A 19,546-nucleotide genomic window follows, 5' to 3' on the forward strand; every position below is an offset into this window, starting at 1 on the left:
GTTTACGGGCCGTAAGTAATCCATAGATGCAAATGTCAGATCGTGATGCGCCTGTTAGGGCGCGGCTGGTAACAAAGCCTTACAGGCGCATATGAAAAACCTCCGGCTATGCCGGAGGATATTTATTGTATTCCGCTGTCGCGCCGTCGAGCGTCGAAAAAAAACGGGCGCGGTCCTGAAATACCCGCCTGCGGGCGTCTGCGTCCGGCGGATATGGCGCTCCTGCGCGCGAGGAAAAATCCAGCGGCCGCCCCATCAAAACTCATTGAACGCCGCGCCGCCTTGCGCGCGAAGGAAAATCCAGCGGTCACCCCATCAAAACTTAATGAACGCCGTGCCGCCCTGCGCGCGAGGACAAATCATGCGCAGGGCGGGGCGGCGTTACGAGGAGAGCACCAGTTCCCTTTTGGTCAACCGGAACCACAGCATCCAGCCCAGGCCGATAGTCGACCACATAAGCCCGAGGATCATCGCGTCCTTATCCAGATTAATCCACATTCCCCCCACGCAGAGCATTCCGGCCAGCGGCAGGATAAGGTTGATCAGGCGTTCTTTTCCGCTGGCGAGCCGTTTATTTTTAATGGCGAACAGCGCGATCACCGAAAAGTTAACGGCGGTAAACGCCACCAGCGCGCCAAAGCTGATTAGCGAAACGGCGGTATCCAGGCCAAAGAAAACGGCGCTCATGGAGATGCCGCCGATAAACAGTACGCAGTAAAGCGGGCTGCCCAGGCGCGGATGGACATAGCTGAAAAACGCGCCGGGGAAAATGCCGTCGCGCCCCATGATATGCAGCAGGCGCGCGGCGCTGGCGTGAGACGCCAGTCCGGAGGCCAGCGTATTAATCAGGATGGCGACCAGAAAAACCGACTGAAAGAGGGCGCCGCCGACATACAGCACTATCTCCGGCATCGCTTCCGCGGGGTTTTTAAACGCCGCATTGGTGGGGAAATAGAGCTGGATAAACCATGAGGCGATAAAGAAGATGGCGCCGCCGACCAGCGCGGTCAGGAACACCGCGCGCGGGATGGTGCGGCGCGCGTCGTGCGTTTCATCGGACAGGGTCGTCACCGCGTCGAATCCCAGGAAGGAGAAGCATAGCACGGCGGCCCCGCCAATCAGCGAAACGATATTGCTCTCTCCGTTCAGCAGCGGCTTGAGCGTCCAGACGGCATCGCTGCCGGACTGATGGCTGACGCCTTGTATAACCAGCGCGACAAATACCACCATCAGCAGTACCGGCGCGCCGACGAATAAAAAGTTGAGATTGGCCAGCAGCTTAATATTGCGGCTGTTGATCCAGGTCACCAGCGCGCTGAACAGGACGATCCATAGCCAGGGCGGTAGCTGGGGAAACAGCGATCTCAGGTAGATGCCCGCCAGCAGCGCGTTGATCATCGGCAGCAGCATATAGTCCAGCAGCGAGGCCCAGCCGACCATAAAGCCGGCATGATTACCGCAGGTTTTACGGGTATAGGTATAGGCGGATCCGGCCTCCGGAAAGGTTCTTACCATGCGCCCATAGCTGAGCGCGGTCAGCAGTACCGCCACCAGCGCCAGCAGGTAGGCCAGCGGGACATGCCCATTAGTGATGCCGGAAACGATGCCGAACGTATCGAATACGGTCATGGGGGTCATATAGGCCACCCCAATAATGACCACCTGCCATAAACCCAGCTTTTTGCCGGAAGTTGTTTCTTCAGCCATATTCTTGCTCCGTTCCATCTGAAAAATTGCGTCCATTACTGATTAAGCAATTAACGTGCCTTATGTCGTTTCGGTTCGGGGGTGCCGGAGGATGAAGGTTTGAAAGACGGCCGGCCGGGAGAGGCTGTGGTGTGATTATTTATTGATTATATTGTATTTATTTTCGTCTGGCTGACGGGGTGTCTGTCTGTTCTGCCGCGGTCATCCTCTGCGGTCCGCCGCGCTGAGTCGGAATGCCTGCGGCAGACGGCAAAATAATCATAAAAATTATTAACCATATGTTCCGCTATTGTGCTGCGTGTGCGCCACGGTGAGGCGTGGTCTGAACGCCATCGGTGCGCGCGTGGTCACGTGGTCGACAGCTTATCCCGCCGGCTCGGCAGGTGGCCGCGCTCACTCTTCCGCGTCGTCGATTGTGGTAAGCTCAGCGCAGTTCGCCGGCGCGCCGGCGACCGTCTCTTACTGGTTGCACAGGGAAACAACATGCCGAAAAAATACCCGATGACGCAGAAAGCGCTGGCCGCACGGCTGCAGGTCTCTGTTGCGACTATTTCCAACGCGTTTAACCGCCCCGATCAGTTGTCCGCGGCCTTGCGCGACCACATCCTGCGTGAAGCCGGGCGGCTCGGTTACCGCCACGGTCAAAGCGCGGGGCGAGCGCTGCGCACCGGCAAAACGGACACCATCGCGATTGTGTTGCCTGATCCGCTGGCGAACAGCCTGAGCGATGCGATCGCCATGCAACTGCTGCAGGGTATCGGACAAATTCTGGAAAGCCAGGGCTACCGCATGCTGCTTATCGCGGCCAATGCCGGCCAGCAGCAGAGTCTCTCCGGCGTCTCCGCCGACGGCTATATTATTTACGGCGAGCCCCAGCGGGCCGATATCCTGCCGACGCTGGTCAGCGAAGGGCGCCCCATCGTCACCGTGGATTTTCGCCGGGAAAATTTGCCCTGCGTATGTATCGATAATTATCGCGCCGCTTACGACGTGGTGAGCTACGCATTGGCGACGGGGAGGCATCCCGCCGCGCCGGTTATCGCCGCGCTGGGCCTGTTCCCCGCCAATAAACATGCCGCCGCCTGCCGCCTGGCCGAATTAAACGTCAACAATTTTTGTTCGCTGGCCGGAGAGCGGCTGCGCGGCTATGTCGACGCGATGGTCGACGCGGGGATCGGGACCGACGATATGATTGTATGGAATTTCAACTCTCACGCAGGGCCGGAGATCGCGGCGCAGATGGGACAGCTGATTGACCGCTGCCGTCCCGATATGCTGATTTGCATGTCGGATATGCTGGCGCTGCACGCGCAGAGTCAGGCGGAGCAGCAGAAGATCAGCGTGCCGGGGCAGCTGGCGTTGATCGGTTTTGACGGCATCGAGGCCGGGCAATTGAGAATGCCGTACCTCACTACCGTACGGCAGGATAGCGTACTGAAAGGCCGCTATGCGGCGCAGCGGGTGCTGGACGAGAACGCGCCCTCGTTCCGCCTGATCGGCACGTCTGTGATCTACGGGCAGAGCGCCGGATGAACATCAGGCCCGGTCCCCGGAGCCTGATGCTGCTGACAACATCGTCGACAGGCCCGGCATACCCCGGGCCTGTCGCAGCGAGGGGCGCTTCGGCGGCTGACGCCGCTACGGCCCTTCGCCGCGCCCTTCCGGTAACCAACGCTAGCATCAGCCCGGGCCAGATGCTTATACTTTCAGCCAGACCGCGCTGTCCGGCGCCAGACCGGCGCCCGGCGGCAGCTGACCGCTGGCGATGATCGGTTCGCCGGCGGGCAGCGCAATCGTCGTCTGGCTCAGGTTGACCACTACCCGCAGCGCGCCGTTCCTGAACTGCAGTACGCCGTCCGCGCTCGGTTCCCAGACCAACCGGCCCTGACCGGGCTGGTAATCGCGGCGCGCCTTCAGCAATTGCCGATACAGTTCCAGCGTGGAGTCGGACGCGCCTTCCTGAACATCGGCGCTGTAGCGGGCAAAGCTGGCCGGCTGAGGCAGCCAGCTTTTGCCGGTCGGGCTGAAGCCGTAGCCGGGCGCATCATGCCGCCAGGGCAGCGGGATGCGGCAGCCGTCGCGGCCGATCGTCGCGCCGTCGGTGCGAAAGAAACTGGGATCCTGTCGGTAGCTATCTTCCAGCGTGGTGTGCTCCGGCAGGCCCAGCTCTTCCCCCTGGTAGATATAGGCGGAGCCGGGCAGGGCCTGCACCAGCAGAGCCGCCGCGCGCGCCCGGCGCAGCCCCAGCGCTTCATCCGGCTGCGGCGACTGCGCGTTAAGGCCGCTCAGGCGTTTGCCGTCCTGCGGCAGGCCATAGCGCGAGGCGTGTCTGACCACATCGTGATTCGACAGCACCCAGGTGCAGCTGCCGTCCACGACCGCGCAGGCCGCCAGCGAACTGTCGATCACGCTTTTCAGCCGATCGGCGCGCCAGCTGGCCAGCAAAAAGTCGAAGTTAAAGGCCTGCTGCATCTCGTCGGGGCGGATATAGTGCGCCAGATGCGATTGCGGATGTACCCACGCCTCGGCCACCATCATGCGCTGACCGGGGAATTCGCGCAGGATCTTGTTCCAGCTGCGGTAAATCTCATGCACCCCTTCCTGGTCCCACATCGGGCCGACGTTGATGCCGCTCTGGCCGGCGTCTTCCTCCCGGGTATCCGGCAATCCGGCCGCCTTGACCATCCCGTGCGCCACGTCTACCCGGAAGCCGTCCACGCCGCGCTGCAGCCAGAAACGCAGTATCGCCTCGAACTCTTGCCGCACCAGCGGATTGTCCCAGTTTAAATCCGGCTGGCTGCTGTCGAACAGATGCAGATACCACTGGCGGTCGCCGGGCAGCCGCGACCAGGCGCCGCCGCCGAACACGCTCTTCCAGTTATTGGGCGGTTCGTCGCCGTCCGGGCCTTTTCCGTCTCTGAAGATATAACGTTCGCGCTCGGGGCTGCCGGGCGCGGCGCGCATCGCCGCCTGGAACCAGGGGTGGGCGCTGGACGTATGGTTGGGCACCAGATCGATAATAATGCGCAGGCCGAGATCGTGCGCTTTCGTCAGCATGCGATCGAAATCGTCCAGCGTACCGAACAGCGGATCGACGTCACAATAGTCCGCCACATCATAACCGGCGTCTTTCTGCGGCGAACGATAGAAAGGCGACAGCCAGATCGCGTCAATCCCCAGGCGCGACAGCCAGGGCAGTTTATCGGTGATGCCCGGCAAATCGCCGGTGCCGTCGCCGTTCGCGTCGGCGAAAGAACGCGGATAAATCTGGTAGATAACGGCGCTTTTCCACCACGGCTGTTCGGCCGGGTTGACGCGACTGGCGGAGGACGAATTTTTCATTTCCAACTCCTTGTAAATCAGTTGATTAACAGGTGCGGCTTATTTCATCGCGCTGACCGGGATAGCCATGCCGGCGCATGTTCGTTCTGTTTAACTTAATCGATTAAGACCGGGCGGTAAATCGTCGCCTCGCATGATCAGACCTGGGTTTTCAGCAGTCGTTGCGGTTAATATATTGATTTTTAATGTGTTTAATCTGTCTCGAGAAATGCTGGAATTGTGATGCGATTCGCAAATTAAACTTAAACGATTCGGTTCCCTTGCCTGCGGCGCAAGGATTATCGCCAATTGTCTGCTTTGTCATAAAGCTGACAGGATAATTTCTTTAAAAATCATAAGATAACAAATGGCCTGCGATTTGCATCATCCCATCATAGCCAACTGACGGGTGAGGGTGAAATGAAGGGGAATGAGATCCTGGCGCTACTCGACGAGCCAGCCTGTGAACATAACCACAAGCAAAAGTCGGGCTGCAGCGCGCCAAAACCCGGCGCGACGGCGGGGGGCTGCGCTTTCGACGGGGCGCAGATCACGCTGCTGCCGCTGGCGGACGTCGCCCACGTGGTGCACGGCCCGATCGGCTGCACCGGCAGTTCCTGGGATAATCGCGGCAGTCAAAGTTCCGGTCCGACGCTCAACCGGCTGGGCTTCACCACCGATCTAAGCGAACAGGATGTGATTATGGGGCGCGGCGAACGGCGGCTGTTTCACGCCGTGCGTCATATTGTCGGCCGCTACCGGCCGGCGGCGGTGTTTATCTACAACACCTGCGTGCCGGCGATGGAGGGCGACGATATCGAATCGGTGTGCCGGGCGGCGTCGCAGGCCGTCGGCGTGCCGGTGATCGCCATTGACGCGGCGGGCTTTTACGGCAGCAAGAATCTCGGCAACCGTATTGCCGGCGAGGTCATGGTCAACCGCGTGATCGGGGGACGGGAGCCGGCGCCGTGGCCGGACGATACGCCGTTTGCGCCGGAACACCGGCACAGCATCGGGCTGATCGGCGAGTTCAATATCGCCGGCGAGTTCTGGAATGTGCTGCCGCTGCTGGATGAACTGGGCATTCGGGTGCTGGGCAGTCTGTCCGGCGATGCGCGCTTCGGCGAAATCCAGACCCTGCACCGGGCCGAAGTGAATATGCTGGTGTGTTCGCGGGCGTTGATTAACGTCGCCAGAATGCTGGAGCAGCGCTATCAAATTCCCTGGTGCGAAGGCAGTTTCTATGGCGTGCGGGCGATGTCGGAAACGCTGCGTTCGCTGACTGCGCTGTTGGGCGATGCGGATTTAACCCGCCGCGCCGCCGCGCTTATCGCGCGCGAAGAGGCGGAGACGGAGCGCGCGCTGGCGCCCTGGCGCGCGCGGCTGCAGGGACGCAAGGCGCTGCTGTATACCGGCGGCGTGAAGTCCTGGTCGGTGGTATCGGCGCTGCAGGATTTAGGTATGACGGTGGTGGCGACCGGCACGCGTAAATCCACCGGGCAAGATAAACAGCGCATCCGCGAACTGATGGGGGAAGAGGCGATGATGCTGGAAGAGGGCAACGCCCGTTCGCTGCTGGACGTGGCGTACCGTTTCGGCGCCGACATCATGATCGCCGGCGGGCGCAACAGGTACACCGCCTATAAGGCGCGGCTGCCGTTTCTGGACATCAACCAGGAGAGGGAGCACGCGTTCGCCGGCTACCGCGGCATGACGACGCTGGCGCGGCAGCTGTGCCTGGCGCTGGAAAGTCCGATCTGGCGGCAGGCTCATCAACGGGCCCCGTGGCGCTAAGGAGACGCGTATGGCACAGGTGATTCGCAGTAAAAAACCGTTAGCCGCCAGGCCGATCAAAAGCGGTCAGCCGCTGGGCGCTATTCTGGCCAGCCAGGGGCTGGAGCAGTGTATTCCGCTGGTGCATGGCGCGCAGGGCTGTAGCGCGTTCGCCAGGGTGTTCTTTATCCAACATTTTCACGACCCGATCCCGCTGCAGTCCACGGCGATGGATCCGACCACCACCATCATGGGCGCGGACGACAACATCTTTACCGCGCTGTCGACGCTGTGTCAGCGCAATGCGCCAAAAGGCATCGTGCTGGTCAGCACCGGGCTGTCTGAAGCGCAGGGCAGCGATTTGGCGCGCGCGGTGCGTCAGTTTCGCGATGATTTCCCGCGCTTTAAGTCGGTCGCCGTGCTGACGGTCAATACGCCGGATTTTTACGGTTCGCTGGAAAATGGCTTCAGCGCGCTGGTGGAAAGCGTGATTGAACAGTGGGTGCCGGAAAAGCCGCCGCCGGGCATGCGCCACCGACGCGTCAATCTGCTGATGAGCCACCTGATGACGCCCGGCGACGTGGAGCTGATCCGCAGCTACGTCGAGGCGTTCGGCCTGCAGCCGGTGATCCTGCCGGATCTGTCGCAGTCGCTGGACGGACATCTGGCGGAGGGCGACTTTCACGCCGTGAGTCAGGGCGGAACGGCATTGCGCACGATCGAACAGATGGGGCAGAGCCTGAGCACCATTACCCTCGGCGTTTCGCTCAACCGCGCCGCCAGCCTGCTGGCGATGCGCAGTCGCGGTCTGGCGCTGAACCTGCCGCATCTGATGACGATGGAGAACGTGGACGGCTTTATCCACCACCTGCAGCAGATTTCCGGCCGCGAGGTGCCGCACTGGATCGAACGGCAGCGCGGACAACTGCAGGATGCGATGATTGATTGCCAGATGTGGCTGGAGGGCCAGACGATCGCGCTGGCGGCGGAGGGCGACCTGTTGACGGCGTGGTGCGATTTCGCGCGCAGTCAGGGCATGGCGCCAGGCCCGGTGGTGGCGCCGGTTAACCAGCAGGGGCTGGCCGCGCTGCCGGTGGAACGGGTGACGATCGGCGATCTGGAGGATCTGAGCGATCTGCTGGAGGACGCGCCGGCCGGGATGCTGGTCGCCAATTCCCACGCCGTCGATCTGGCGCAGCGTCGCGGCATGGCGCTGATCCGCGCCGGCTTTCCGATTTTTGACCGCCTCGGCGAGTTCCGCCGCCAGCGCCAGGGCTATGCCGGCCTGCGCGACACGTTGTTTGAGCTGGCGAACCGCATGCGCGCCCGTCATCACCATCAGCCGGTTTACCATTCGCCGCTCAAGCAGCGGCCTGCCCCGTCCGGCAGCGAGGAGGCCGATCATGCAGCATGTTAGTCGCCGTCTCAGCGCCATCAGCAGCGCGCAGTGGTCGATGAAAGTGGCGTTCGCCAGTTCCGACTGTCACCACGTCGATCAGCATTTCGGCGCCGCGTCGCGCCTGCTGATCTATGGGGTGAAGCAGAACCAGGTCATGCTGCTGAAAGTAATCGATTTCAATGTGTTACACGGTCATCAGGCGGATAAGCTGGCTTGCCGCATCGCGGCGCTGGAGGATTGCGTGACGTTGTTCTGCGTGGCGATCGGCGATACCGTTTTCCGCCAGTTGTTGCAGGTCGGGGTGCGCGCGGTGCGCGTGCAGGCCGCTACGCCCATCGCGCGATTGCTGCAGCAAATTCAGCAACACTGGACGGCCAGCGAACAGCTCGTCCCGCGCCGCCGTCACCGCGATCCGCGCCGCTTCGAACGGCTGATGGCGGAGGAGCAGTGGCGCGAGGAGGACGACCGCCGCTGAACGCGACCTGCGCCGACAATGTCGCCTCTATGACAAAACTGACATAAACCACGACATTGGTTGTGGTTTTTTTTGCTCTGTTTTTCGCTATCTCGTTGATCTACGGATTTTTATGTGACTGGCATCACATTTGCTCGGATGAAACGACCCAGGCCATGAAACGTGTGTGTTGGGGATGAGGGCAGCAAGCGTCTGCCGCTGTTATCTTCAGCCAGTTTGTAGGGAGCAGAGCATGTGGAACTATTCCGAGAAAGTGAAAGACCATTTTTTTAATCCACGTAATGCCAGGGTGGTGCCGGAAGCCAATGCGGTGGGCGATGTGGGGTCGTTGAGCTGCGGCGATGCGCTGCGCCTGATGTTGCGCGTCGACCCGGAGAACGAAACCATTCTGGAAGCCGGCTTCCAGACCTTCGGCTGCGGCAGCGCCATCGCCTCTTCCTCCGCGCTGACCGAACTGATTATCGGCCGTACGCTGCACGAAGCCGAACAGATCACCAATCAGCAGATCGCCGACTACCTTGATGGATTGCCGCCGGAAAAGATGCACTGTTCGGTGATGGGCCAGGAGGCGCTGCGGGTGGCGATCGCCAACTATCGCGGCGAAACCCTGGATGACGATCACGAAGAGGGCGCGCTGATTTGTAAGTGTTTCGCCGTCGATGAGGGACAGATCCGCCGCGCGGTGCTCGCCAATGGCTTAACCACGCTGCAGGACGTGATCAATTACACCAAAGCGGGCGGCGGCTGCACCGCCTGCCATGAAAAAATTGAGCTGGCGCTGAACAAGATCCTGAATGAACAGCCGGCCATGTCGGCGCCGGCGGCGCGCGACGGCGACTGGCAGCTTGTTGCGGACGCGGTGGCGGAGCTGCGTCCGCATATCCAGGCGGACGGCGGCGATATGACGCTGGTCAGCGTCAGCGATCGGCAGGTGACGGTTAGCCTGTCCGGCAGTTGCACCGGCTGCATGATGACCGATATGACGCTGGCCTGGCTACAGCAAAAACTGATCGAGCGCACCGGGCAGTATATGGACGTCGTGGCGGCTTAGTTTTCCCGCATAAGTTGAGGAAACGCGAATGAAGAATATCTATCTGGATAACAATGCAACGACCCGCATTGATCCCATGGTGCTGGAAGCGATGATGCCGTTTCTGAGCGAGCATTACGGCAACCCGTCGTCGATTCATGATTTCGGCGCGCCCGGCCGGCTCGGGCTGGAACGCGCGCGGCAGCAAGTGGCCGGCCTGCTGGGCGCGCAGTACGACAGCGAGATTATCTTCACCTCCTGCGCCACCGAGGCCACCTCGACCGCCATTTATTCCGCCGTGGCGCTGGCGCCGGAAAAACGCGAGATCATCACGACGGCGGTCGAGCATCCCGCCACGCTCGAGGTGTGCGAACATCTGGAGCGTCAGGGCTACATTATTCATCGGCTGCCGGTCTCTTCCGCCGGCGCGCTGGACCTGGACGCTTATCGCGCGCTGCTGAGCGATCGCGTGGCGCTGGTCAGCGTGATGTGGGCGAATAACGAGACCGGCGTGATGTTCCCGGTGCCGCAGATGGCCGAGCTGGCGCATGAGCGCGGCATTCTGTTTCACTGCGACGCGGTGCAGGCGGTCGGTAAGGTGCCTGTCGTCCTGTCGGCCAGCGTTATCGACATGTTGTCCTGCTCGGCGCATAAAATCCACGGCCCGAAGGGCGTCGGCTGTTTATATCTGCGGCGCAATACCCGTTTTCGTTCGCTGCTGCGCGGCGGTCATCAGGAGCGCGGCCGCCGGGCGGGCACCGAGAATATCGCCGGCATCGTCGGTATGGGCAGCGCCTGCGAACTGGCGGCGATTCATCTGCCGATGATGAGCGCCGCGCTGGCGCCGCTGCGCGATAAGCTGCAGACCGGGCTGGCGCAGGCGATTTCCCACGTCAGGGTCATGGGCGGCGACCAGCCCAGAGTGCCCAATACCCTGAATATGGCGTTCGAATTCATCGAGGGCGAGGCGATCCTGCTGTTGCTCAATCACTGCGGCATCGCCGCCTCCAGCGGCAGCGCCTGCACCTCCGGTTCGCTCGAACCCTCGCACGTGATGCGGGCGATGGATATTCCCTACACCGCCGCCCACGGCAGCATTCGTTTTTCGCTGTCGCGCTATACGCGCGAAAAGGAGATCGATTACGTTATCGAACAGTTTCCGTCCATCGTGGCGCGGCTGAGAACGCTGTCGCCCTACTGGCAGCAGGGCAAGCCGCTGACGCAATCCGATACCGACTTCGCACCGACTTATGGCTAAGCCAGGAGGACATCATGGCGGATGTGATCATAAACGACACCACTCTGCGCGACGGCGAACAGAGTCCCGGCGTGGCGTTTCGCGCCAGCGAAAAGCTGGCTATCGCCCGCGCGCTGGTTAAGGCCGGCGTGCCGGAGCTGGAGGTGGGAACGCCGGCGATGGGCGCCGGCGAACGGGCGCGGATGCACAACGTCCGCCGTCAACTGCCTGATGTCTCCATGATGGCCTGGTGCCGGATGAGCGAGCCGGAGATCCGCCAGAGCGCGGCGATCGGCATGGACTGGGTCGATATTTCGCTGCCGGCGTCGGACAGCCTGCGCGAACAGAAGCTGCATCAGCCGTGGTCGGCGCTGTTGCCGCAACTGGCGCGGCTGATCCTCTTCGCCCGGCGTCAGGGGCTGCGGGTCAGCATCGGCTGCGAGGATGCGTCGCGCGCCACTGACGATACGCTGCGCCAGCTGGCCTTCGCGGCGGCCGACGCCGGCGCCGAGCGCTTACGCTTCGCCGACACGCTCGGCATCCTCGATCCCTTCACCACCTATAGCCGCATCAGCACGCTGCGTCAGCACTGGTGCGGCGAATTGGAAATGCACGCCCACAACGATCTGGGGCTGGCGACCGCCAATACGCTGGCCGCGGTCAGGGCCGGCGCGACGCACGTCAATACCACGGTGCTGGGGCTGGGCGAGCGCGCCGGCAACGCGGCGCTGGAGACCGTGGCGGTGGCGCTGCTCAAGTGCCTTGGGCTGGAGTGCGGCATTCGCTTTGAGCGCCTGCCGGCGCTGTGTCGGCAGGTGGCCGACGCCGCCCAGCGCGGCATCGATGTACAGCAGCCGCTGGTCGGCGGTCAGGTGTTTACCCATGAGTCGGGGGTGCACGTGGCGGCGTTGCTGCGTCATCAGGACAGCTATCAGGGCATTGATCCGGCGCTGATGGGGCGCGAATACCGGCTGGTGCTGGGCAAACACTCCGGGCGTCAGGCGGTGAGCGGCATTTTTGCCCGTCTGGGCTACCGCCTCGACGAACGGCAGACGATGACCATCCTGCAGACGGTGCGGGATTTCGCCGAAAACTGGAAGCGGAACCCCGTCGAACGGGAGCTGGTGCAGATTTATCAGGATCTGTACGGCGTCGATCGTCCGCTGCGCTGTCGGGAGGGTTGAATATGGAGTGGTTCTATCGCTTACCGGGCGTGGCGGCGCTGGACTCCGCCGAATCTTTTTTTATCTTCTTCGCCGTACCGTACGACGCCGATTTGCTGAGGCGGCGTCAACTGCTGGTGCTGCTTACGTTTCGCCAGCGCTTAGCCGCCTGCATTCCGTTGCGCAACGGGCTGGAACAGCAGACGGACGCCGACTGGCAGCGGGCGCGCCGGCTGCTGGCCGAAAGCTACCAGCAAAGCGTGGCGGATGCGGCGACGGCGGGGGACGGACGATGAAGCCGATATTCGATTTCGGTCAGCAGGTCAGGGTGGTGCGCGCTCTGCGCAACGACGGCACCTTCGCCGGCAAGGCGCGCGGCGCGCTGCTGGTAAGGCGCGGCAGCCTGGGCTATGTGCGCGAATGGGGCGTGTTCCTGCAGGATCAGATTATTTATCAGGTACATTTTCTGGATCAGGATCTGATTGTCGGCTGCCGCGAGCCGGAACTGATCGCCGGCAGCGCGCTATGGAACGCCGACGGTTTTCAGGCGGGCGATCGGGTGTGCTGCGCCCATCCGCTGGCGGTTAATGGACGAATCGTTCTCGCCGCCGGCGATCGCGGCAGCGTCATCGCCGGCGGACAGGGCGAGCGCGGCGACGGTTACACCGTGCTGTTTGGCGCGCGAATGTTTCAGGTGCCGCCTTCGGCGCTGATTAATCTGGAGGCGGAAGCATGAATGGACTGACGGCCTGGCAGCGTTACAGCCGCATCAAACTGGCGCAGCAGCGCTGGCGCTGCCGGCCGGACCAACTGCCGGCCGACGACCAGCCGCGCTTTCAGCAGCAGCTGGACCGCCAGATCGCGCTGGAAAGCGCGGTGGCGGCGCAGGCGGGCGAGCTGCAAGAGTCCGTCGTGCGGGCGGTGGCGCAGCGTCTTGATCAGGAACTGATCGCGGCGGGATTTTCGCCGGACGAGCGCCAGGCGATTATTCGTCATCACGCGGCGATGGAGTGGCGGCTGACGCAGGTGGGCGATCAGGCGCCGGCGCCGGAGGACGCGGAGGTGATGCGCTGGTATCGGCGGCACGCCGACCGCTTTCAGCGGCCCGAACAGCGCAGAACGCGCCATTTGTTGCTGACCATGGAGGACGACCGGGATCAGGTCGGCCAGTTGATGGCGACGCTGCATCGGAAACTGCGCGCAGACAGCGGGCAGTTCGATACGCTGGCGCGCCGTTATTCCCACTGCCCGACGGCGGTGGAGGGCGGGCTGATCGGCTGGGTCAGCCGCGGCCTGTTGTTCGCCGAACTGGAACGCAGCCTGTTTACCTTGCGCGCCGGCGAACTGAGTCCGCCGCTGGAAACGACGCTGGGGCTGCATTTGCTGCTGTGCGAGGCCATACGTCCGCCGCAACCGCTGGCGCGGGAAGAGGCGTTGCGCCAGGCCAGCGCGTGGCTGCATCAGCAGAAGCGGCAACAGCGCCAGCGCCAGTGGCTGCGGCAGTTGCTGGCGGAGGCGGCCGACGACGGTTGACCGCGCGCGCTTTCAAAGATTGTCTTTATCGATATTGAGACGTTTGATGCGCGACAGCAGCGTGGTGCGTTTTACGCCCAGTCGCTGCGCGGCGCCTTTCGGGCCGGCAATCACCCCGTTGGTCTCTTTCAGCACCCGAACAATACGCTGATACTCGTCCTCGCCGTCGCGCATTTCCTTCTGCACGACCGTCGCTTCCGGCTGGTCCCGCGCCGGCGCGAACGCCAGTTCGGAGGGCGCCAGCTGCAGTACGTTGCCGCGCGTCAGCAGTACCGCGCGCTCAATGACGTTTTCCAGTTCCCGCACGTTGCCCGGCCATTCCATCTGGCGCAGGGTGCGCAGCGTGTCGGCCGGAATACTGTCGATGCTGCGCCCGAGTCGTCGGGCAATCTTGAAGGTAAAGGCTTTGACCAGCAGCGGAATATCTTCCGGGCGCTCGCGCAGCGGCGGCAGATTGATGGGAAAGACGTTGAGCCGATAGTAGAGGTCGCTGCGAAATTCGCGCTCCGCCACCATTTGTTTCAGATCGCGGTTGGTGGCGGCGATCAGCCGAACGTTGGTATGAATGGTTTTGTTGCCGCCGAGACGTTCGAATTCCTGCTCCTGCAGCACCCGCAGCAGTTTAGGCTGCAGCTCCAGCGGCATATCGCCCACTTCGTCCAGAAACAGGCTACTGTGATCCGCCAGTTCGAAACGCCCGATGCGCTGGGCGCCTGCGCCGGTGAACGCGCCGCGCTCGTGACCGAACAGATCGCTTTCCAGCAGCCCGGCGGGCATTGCCGCGCAGTTGAGTTTGACCATCAGCCGGCCGTTGCGATCGCTCTGTTTATGAATGGCGCGGGCGATCAGCTCTTTGCCGGTGCCGGTTTCGCCGAGGATCAGCACGGTGCTGTCGCTTTTCGCGACCATTTCCACCTGCTTCATCACCGTCATCATCGCTTCCGAGCGGCCAATGATTTCGCCGAAGTCCGCCGGCACGTTGTTGATCTGCTCGGTCAGCGCCAGGTTTTCATCCACCAGCCGCTCTTTAAGGCGGCGAATCTCCTGGTAGGCCAGCGCATTGTCGATGGCGATGGCGATGCGTTCGGCGATCTGACGCAGCAGATCGAGGTTGTCGGCCGTGAAACCCGGCGCTTCGCACTGGGCCAGCTTCAGCACGCCGAGCATTTTATCGCCGAACATCAGCGGCAGCAGGCACAGGGTTTGGATCTGGTTGCCCCACATCTCAAACAGCATCTGCTCATAGGGGGCGAGCTGATCGCCCTGGTGCAGATTGATCAGCAGCATTTCGCGGCTGGTAAAGACCCGGTCGGTCAGGGTGCCTTTCTGATCCACTTCGCTTTGATTGTGCTGCGGCGCGTTTTCGTTCACGTAGTGGGTCGAGTAGATCGACAGTTTGCCTTTACGCTGGCCCGGCAGCACGATGCTGATCGAATCGATATTGAAATAGCGATGGATCTCCAGCGAGGTCTCGGCGACCAGTTCGTCCAGATCGAGTTTCGACAGCACGGCATTGGTGATGGCCACCAGAATGCGGAAATTATCGCGTTCGCGGCACAGCAGCTGGTTGTGATAAGTATCGCCGAGCCGCGCCTGAATCTGCTCTACCACGACGCTGACAATTTGGGTCAGCGTCTGAAAGCGTGAATACTCCTTCTCTGTCCATGCGCGCTTATCCGTGCGCAGAAACTCGCAGCCGCCGAGGATTTTTCCCTCCGCGGCCAGCGGCGCCAGACAGTAGTGGCCAAACGACGGATAAAGCCGCAGCGCGGCCAGGTGCGGCCAGGTGTCGGCGAACTCGGCGTATTCACAGTGCAGCACCTCGGGACGCGACAGCACGCGCTGCACCGGCCCGTGGTTAAGCGCGTGCTCATCGTCGTACTGAACCGGCTGGTCGTGGTCGTCTACGCTGAACAGGCTGACGCGTTGATGCCTGGAATCATAAAGCAGGATCGTGGCGCTGTCCGCCAGCCCGCCCTCTTGCACCAGTCGCTTCAGCGCGCCCGCCAGCGCACAGAGATCCGGTTGTTGTAATAGTGTGCGAGTGATATCAAACAGCCCTTGCTGGCCGAGTTCACTCATCGGTGTATATGACATTATGCTCATCCAGAAAAGTTTCGCCGTAACCACGGCGAAACAAAAACACATCATAACGAAAGCGCCCGGGTGTATGACTTGAGCGAAAACAGGATTAGCAGATTCTGGGCAACGGCTCCGCGTGCGGCAGATCGAGAGGGCGCTTCACGCCATACAATCCGGTAAGCCAGACGCCCTTGCGATCCACCACCTCGCCAATAACGGCGGCATTGGCGCCCAGCGGATGGGCGCGCAGCGCGGCCAATGCGGTCTGTGCCGCTTCACGAGCCACGCCGATCACCAGTTTGCCTTCGTTGGCGAAATTGATCGCGTCCAGTCCCAGCAGTTCGCACAGGCCGCGCACCGCCGGCGCGACCGGCAGGGCTGACTCGGCGATGTCCACGCCGCAACCGCAGCCGGCGGCGAACTCGTGCAGTACCGCATTAACGCCGCCGCGCGTCGCATCGCGCAGGGCGCGCACGCCCGCGATGGGTTTAAGCACTTCAATGAGCGGCGCCAGCACCGCGCAGTCGCTTTGCAGATCGCCGTCCAGACCGAGCTGTTCCCGTTCGTTGAGAATCGTCGCGCCGTGGTCGCCGAGCGTGCCGGAAACCAGCAGCACATCGCCCGGCCGCAGGCGGCTGGCGCCCCAGTTCAGCGGGGCGGGGATAACGCCGATACCGGCGGTGTTGATAAACAATTTGTCCGCCGCGCCGCGCGGCACCACTTTGGTATCGCCGGTGACGATAGCGACGCCCGCCGCCTGCGCGGTGGCCGCCATGCTGGTCACGACGCGTTCCAGCAGCGCCATCTCCAGCCCTTCTTCAAGAATAAATCCGCACGACAGCCAGCGCGGCTGCGCGCCGCCTACCGCCACATCGTTGGCGGTGCCGCAGATCGCCAGCTTGCCGATATCGCCGCCGGGGAAAAACAGCGGGTCGATAACATAGCTGTCGGTGGAAAAGGCCAGGCGATCGCCGAGTCCGGTGAGCAGACTAAGCGGAATTCGCGCCTGGTCTTCCTGTTCGGCAAGCCAGGGGTTATCAAAGGCCTGCATAAACAGACGCTGGATTAACCGCTGCATGGCCTGGCCGCCGCTGCCGTGGGCAAGTTCAATGGTACTCATACTTCACACTCCTGACAACGATACTGATACCACGCGGCGCAGGCGCCTTCGGAAGACACCATCAGCGCGCCGACGGCGTTTTGCGGGTTGCAGACCCGGCCGAAAAGCGGACACTGGGCGGGTTTGCAGCGTCCGGTCAGCACATCGCCGCAGCGGGCGCGCGGATCGTCGCCGACCCGCTGCGGCGCCGGACGAAAATGCGTCTCGGCGTCGAAACGGCGGTAGTCCGGCGTCAGCTGCACGCCGGAGTCCTGGATAACGCCGAGTCCGCGCCACTCGCCGTCGCCCTGCAGACAAAAGACCTCGGCGATGGCCTGCTGCGCCGTCGGGTTGCCGGCGTCCGGCACCACGCGGCGATACTGATTTTCCACCCGGCTGCGCCGCGCGATCTTTTGTTCGAGGATCATCGACACGCCCTGCAGCACATCCACCGGTTCAAAGCCGGTCACCACCAGCGGCCGCTGATAATCGCGCGCGATAAAGCTATAGACGGGCGTGCCGATCACCATACTGACGTGGCCCGGCGCAAGGAACGCGTCAATGCCGTTGTCCGGCCGCTGCAGCAAACTTTTCAGCGTGGGAATCAGGGTGATGTGCTGGCAGAAGAAAAAGAAATTGCGCAGATTGCGCCGTTTGGCCTGTTTAAGCGTGATCGCGGTGGCGGGCATGGTGGTTTCAAAACCCAGCCCAAAAAACACTACGCTGCGCGACGGATTCTGTTCGGCCAGTTTCAGCGCGTCCATCGGCGAATAGACTATCCGCACGTCGGCGCCGCGCGCTTTGGCGGCCTGCAGCGAACCGTTTTTGCCCGGCACCCGTATGGCGTCGCCAAAGGTGCAGAAGATCACCTCCGGGCGGCTGGCGATGTCGATGCAGGCGTCGATGCGGCCCATCGGCAGGACGCACACCGGGCAGCCAGGGCCGTGGATAAACTCAATGTTATCCGGCAGCAGCTGATCGAGGCCGAATTTAAAGATGGCGTGGGTATGGCCGCCGCACACCTCCATGATGCGCAGCGGTTTGTCGGCGCTATAGGGCAGCATCGCGGCGTCGGCGCGCAATTTTTCGATCAGCGCCTGTACTCTGGCCGGATCGCGGTATTCATCGACATAGCGCATTACGCCTTCTCCTCGCCGTAGAGCAGGGCGCCGACGTCCGGCTCCACGTCGAACATCGCCTGCAGCGCGTCGAGGGTGGCGCGCGCCTCGCGCGGGTCAATCACGCTCATGGCGAAGCCGACGTGCACCAGCACCCACTGGCCGATGCGCGCCTGACCGCGCTCGTCGTGGGCGCCGACCAGGCTGAGATCGACCTCGCGCTTCACGCCGCAGACATCGACGCGAGCCAGTTGGTCCTGCAGCAGCTCACAGATTTGTCCGGGAATGCCTATGCACATCGCTGCGCCTCCAGCCAGGCCAGCCAGCTGTCCATGCCGTCGCCTCGGGTGGCGGAGATCAGCATGATCTCAATATCCGGATTCACTTCGCGGGCATAGGCCAGACAGCGCTCCACGTCGAAATTCAGATAGGGCAGCAGGTCGATTTTATTGAGCAGCATCAGCGAGGCGGCGGCGAACATATGCGGGTACTTGAGCGGCTTGTCTTCGCCTTCGGTTACCGACAGCACCGCCACTTTGTGACGTTCGCCGAGATCAAAGCCGGCCGGGCACACCAGATTGCCGACGTTTTCAATAAACAGAATGCCGTTGTCGGCCAGCGGCAGGCGCGGCAGGGCGTCGCGAATCATCTGCGCGTCCAGGTGACAGCCCTTGCCGGTATTGACCTGAATCGCCGGGATGCCGGTGGCGCGGATCCGCTCGGCGTCGTTCAGGGTTTGCTGATCGCCTTCGATCACCGCGCAGGGCGTCCTGCCGCCCAGCCGCGTCAGGGTCTCTGTCAGCAGGGTGGTCTTGCCGGATCCGGGGCTGGACACCAGGTTCAGCGCCAGCAGGCCGCGTTCGGCGAACTGCACGCGGTTGCCGGCCGCGATCCGGTCGTTTTTCTCCAGCACGTTGATTTCCACTTCCACCATTTTACGCTGGCTCATGCCGGGCGCATGACCGCCCGCCGCGCCGTGACCGTAATGCAAATCGCCGCCGGCGTTTTGGCTGGGGGCGAAATCGCTGAGGTTAACCGCGGTGATCGGGGTCAGCGCCCGCGCGGCGGGGGCGAACGGAGCGCTGCGAAACGACGAGTGAGGGTTATGTTCATCGCCTTCAATATAGAGGTTGCCGTGCTGACAACCGCAAGTGCTACACATAAGGTTACTCCTGTTCAATTTCCAGGCGTTTAATTTGTACGCCGTCATCGGCCACGATGCGCAATTTGTCGCACTGGCACTGCGGACAGCGGCGCACGCGCTGGGTCAACAAGCGCACATACGCCTGGCAGTCCGGGCACCAGCATTCGGCCTCCTGCTGATGAAGATGCAGCGCGCAGCCTTCGGCCAGCGTGCCGCGGCATACCAGTTCGAAACAAAATTCCAGCGCGCTGGCTTCCACGCAGGAAAAGGCGCCCACCTCCAGCCATACGCCGGTCACGCGCCGTGCGCCGTGCTGCAGGGCCTGTTGTTCAATGATTTCCAGCGAGCGCTGGCAGAGGGTGAGTTCGTGCATGCGGCCTCCTTCGTCAGGGTGGCCCGGTAATGCAATAACGGTGCCAGCCTGGCGGCAGGAGTGTCACTGGCGGCGTCACAGATGTCGAAATG

At 62.4% G+C, this 19,546-nt stretch carries 18 protein-coding genes; 10 read left to right on the top strand and 8 right to left on the bottom strand.

Features of this window, described 5'->3' with window-relative positions; genetic code table 11:
- Positions 1–381 precede the first annotated feature (381 nt).
- Positions 382–1,707, bottom strand: a complete 1,326-nt coding sequence (locus FJU30_RS19595; RefSeq protein ID WP_150436665.1) for an APC family permease — start codon at positions 1,705–1,707, stop codon at positions 382–384.
- Between the two features lie 483 nt (positions 1,708–2,190).
- Here FJU30_RS19595 and FJU30_RS19600 point away from each other — a divergent pair, with 483 nt between their 5' ends.
- Positions 2,191–3,240 carry a LacI family DNA-binding transcriptional regulator gene (locus FJU30_RS19600; RefSeq protein WP_150436666.1) on the top strand — a complete coding sequence of 350 codons (1,050 nt, stop codon included), beginning with the start codon at positions 2,191–2,193 and terminating at the stop codon, positions 3,238–3,240.
- Positions 3,241–3,405: 165 nt separating this feature from the next.
- Here the strand turns inward: FJU30_RS19600 and FJU30_RS19605 are convergent, their stop codons facing one another.
- Positions 3,406–5,049 carry a glycoside hydrolase family 13 protein gene (locus FJU30_RS19605; RefSeq protein WP_150436667.1) on the bottom strand — a complete coding sequence of 548 codons (1,644 nt, stop codon included), beginning with the start codon at positions 5,047–5,049 and terminating at the stop codon, positions 3,406–3,408.
- Between the two features lie 399 nt (positions 5,050–5,448).
- Here FJU30_RS19605 and nifE point away from each other — a divergent pair, with 399 nt between their 5' ends.
- The 9 genes from nifE (at position 5,449) to nifM (ending at position 13,638) form a co-directional block, all read left to right on the top strand.
- Entirely contained in the window at positions 5,449–6,822 is a 1,374-nt protein-coding gene (gene nifE, locus FJU30_RS19610; protein WP_150436668.1) for a nitrogenase iron-molybdenum cofactor biosynthesis protein NifE, read from the top strand.
- A 10-nt stretch (positions 6,823–6,832) separates the two neighbouring features.
- On the top strand, positions 6,833–8,218 hold the full coding sequence (gene nifN, locus FJU30_RS19615; protein WP_150436669.1) for a nitrogenase iron-molybdenum cofactor biosynthesis protein NifN: 1,386 nt from the start codon (positions 6,833–6,835) through the stop codon (positions 8,216–8,218).
- A complete protein-coding gene (locus FJU30_RS19620; protein WP_150436670.1) occupies positions 8,205–8,675 on the top strand; it encodes a NifB/NifX family molybdenum-iron cluster-binding protein in 471 nt (156 codons plus the stop codon). The genes nifN and FJU30_RS19620 overlap by 14 nt, the downstream gene beginning before the upstream one ends.
- Positions 8,676–8,907: 232 nt before the next feature.
- Positions 8,908–9,726, top strand: a complete 819-nt coding sequence (gene nifU / locus FJU30_RS19625; protein ID WP_150436671.1) for a Fe-S cluster assembly protein NifU — start codon at positions 8,908–8,910, stop codon at positions 9,724–9,726.
- Between the two features lie 28 nt (positions 9,727–9,754).
- On the top strand, positions 9,755–10,963 hold the full coding sequence (gene nifS / locus FJU30_RS19630) for a cysteine desulfurase NifS (RefSeq protein ID WP_150436672.1): 1,209 nt from the start codon (positions 9,755–9,757) through the stop codon (positions 10,961–10,963).
- Between the two features lie 14 nt (positions 10,964–10,977).
- Entirely contained in the window at positions 10,978–12,126 is a 1,149-nt protein-coding gene (gene nifV / locus FJU30_RS19635) for a homocitrate synthase (protein WP_150436673.1), read from the top strand.
- 2 nt (positions 12,127–12,128) lie between these two features.
- Positions 12,129–12,401: a nitrogenase-stabilizing/protective protein NifW gene (locus FJU30_RS19640; protein ID WP_150436674.1), complete on the top strand. Its 273-nt coding sequence runs from the start codon at positions 12,129–12,131 to the stop codon at positions 12,399–12,401.
- The gene (locus tag FJU30_RS19645; protein WP_150436675.1) at positions 12,398–12,841 is read left to right on the top strand and encodes a nitrogen fixation protein NifZ; all 444 of its coding nucleotides are present in this window, start codon (positions 12,398–12,400) and stop codon (positions 12,839–12,841) included. Before FJU30_RS19640 ends, FJU30_RS19645 begins: the two co-directional genes overlap by 4 nt.
- Positions 12,838–13,638: a nitrogen fixation protein NifM gene (nifM, locus tag FJU30_RS19650; RefSeq protein WP_150436676.1), complete on the top strand. Its 801-nt coding sequence runs from the start codon at positions 12,838–12,840 to the stop codon at positions 13,636–13,638. Before FJU30_RS19645 ends, nifM begins: the two co-directional genes overlap by 4 nt.
- A 12-nt stretch (positions 13,639–13,650) precedes the next feature.
- Here nifM and flhA read toward each other — a convergent pair whose 3' ends face one another.
- The 6 genes from flhA to hypA all read right to left on the bottom strand — a co-directional run bounded on the left by flhA (position 13,651) and on the right by hypA (position 19,454).
- Positions 13,651–15,735: a formate hydrogenlyase transcriptional activator FlhA gene (flhA, locus tag FJU30_RS19655; protein ID WP_150436677.1), complete on the bottom strand. Its 2,085-nt coding sequence runs from the start codon at positions 15,733–15,735 to the stop codon at positions 13,651–13,653.
- A 94-nt stretch (positions 15,736–15,829) separates the two neighbouring features.
- Complete coding sequence (hypE, locus tag FJU30_RS19660) at positions 15,830–16,840, bottom strand: hydrogenase expression/formation protein HypE (protein WP_150436678.1); 1,011 nt, start codon at positions 16,838–16,840, stop codon at positions 15,830–15,832.
- Positions 16,837–17,958: a hydrogenase formation protein HypD gene (gene hypD, locus FJU30_RS19665; protein WP_150436679.1), complete on the bottom strand. Its 1,122-nt coding sequence runs from the start codon at positions 17,956–17,958 to the stop codon at positions 16,837–16,839. The genes hypE and hypD overlap by 4 nt, the downstream gene beginning before the upstream one ends.
- Positions 17,958–18,236, bottom strand: a complete 279-nt coding sequence (locus FJU30_RS19670) for a HypC/HybG/HupF family hydrogenase formation chaperone (protein WP_150436680.1) — start codon at positions 18,234–18,236, stop codon at positions 17,958–17,960. The genes hypD and FJU30_RS19670 overlap by 1 nt, the downstream gene beginning before the upstream one ends.
- The gene (gene hypB, locus FJU30_RS19675) at positions 18,227–19,099 is read right to left on the bottom strand and encodes a hydrogenase nickel incorporation protein HypB (protein ID WP_150436681.1); all 873 of its coding nucleotides are present in this window, start codon (positions 19,097–19,099) and stop codon (positions 18,227–18,229) included. Before hypB ends, FJU30_RS19670 begins: the two co-directional genes overlap by 10 nt.
- A gap of 4 nt (positions 19,100–19,103) precedes the next feature.
- Positions 19,104–19,454 carry a hydrogenase maturation nickel metallochaperone HypA gene (gene hypA, locus FJU30_RS19680; RefSeq protein ID WP_150436682.1) on the bottom strand — a complete coding sequence of 117 codons (351 nt, stop codon included), beginning with the start codon at positions 19,452–19,454 and terminating at the stop codon, positions 19,104–19,106.
- Positions 19,455–19,546 lie beyond the last annotated feature (92 nt).

Source organism: Affinibrenneria salicis, from assembly GCF_008710095.1.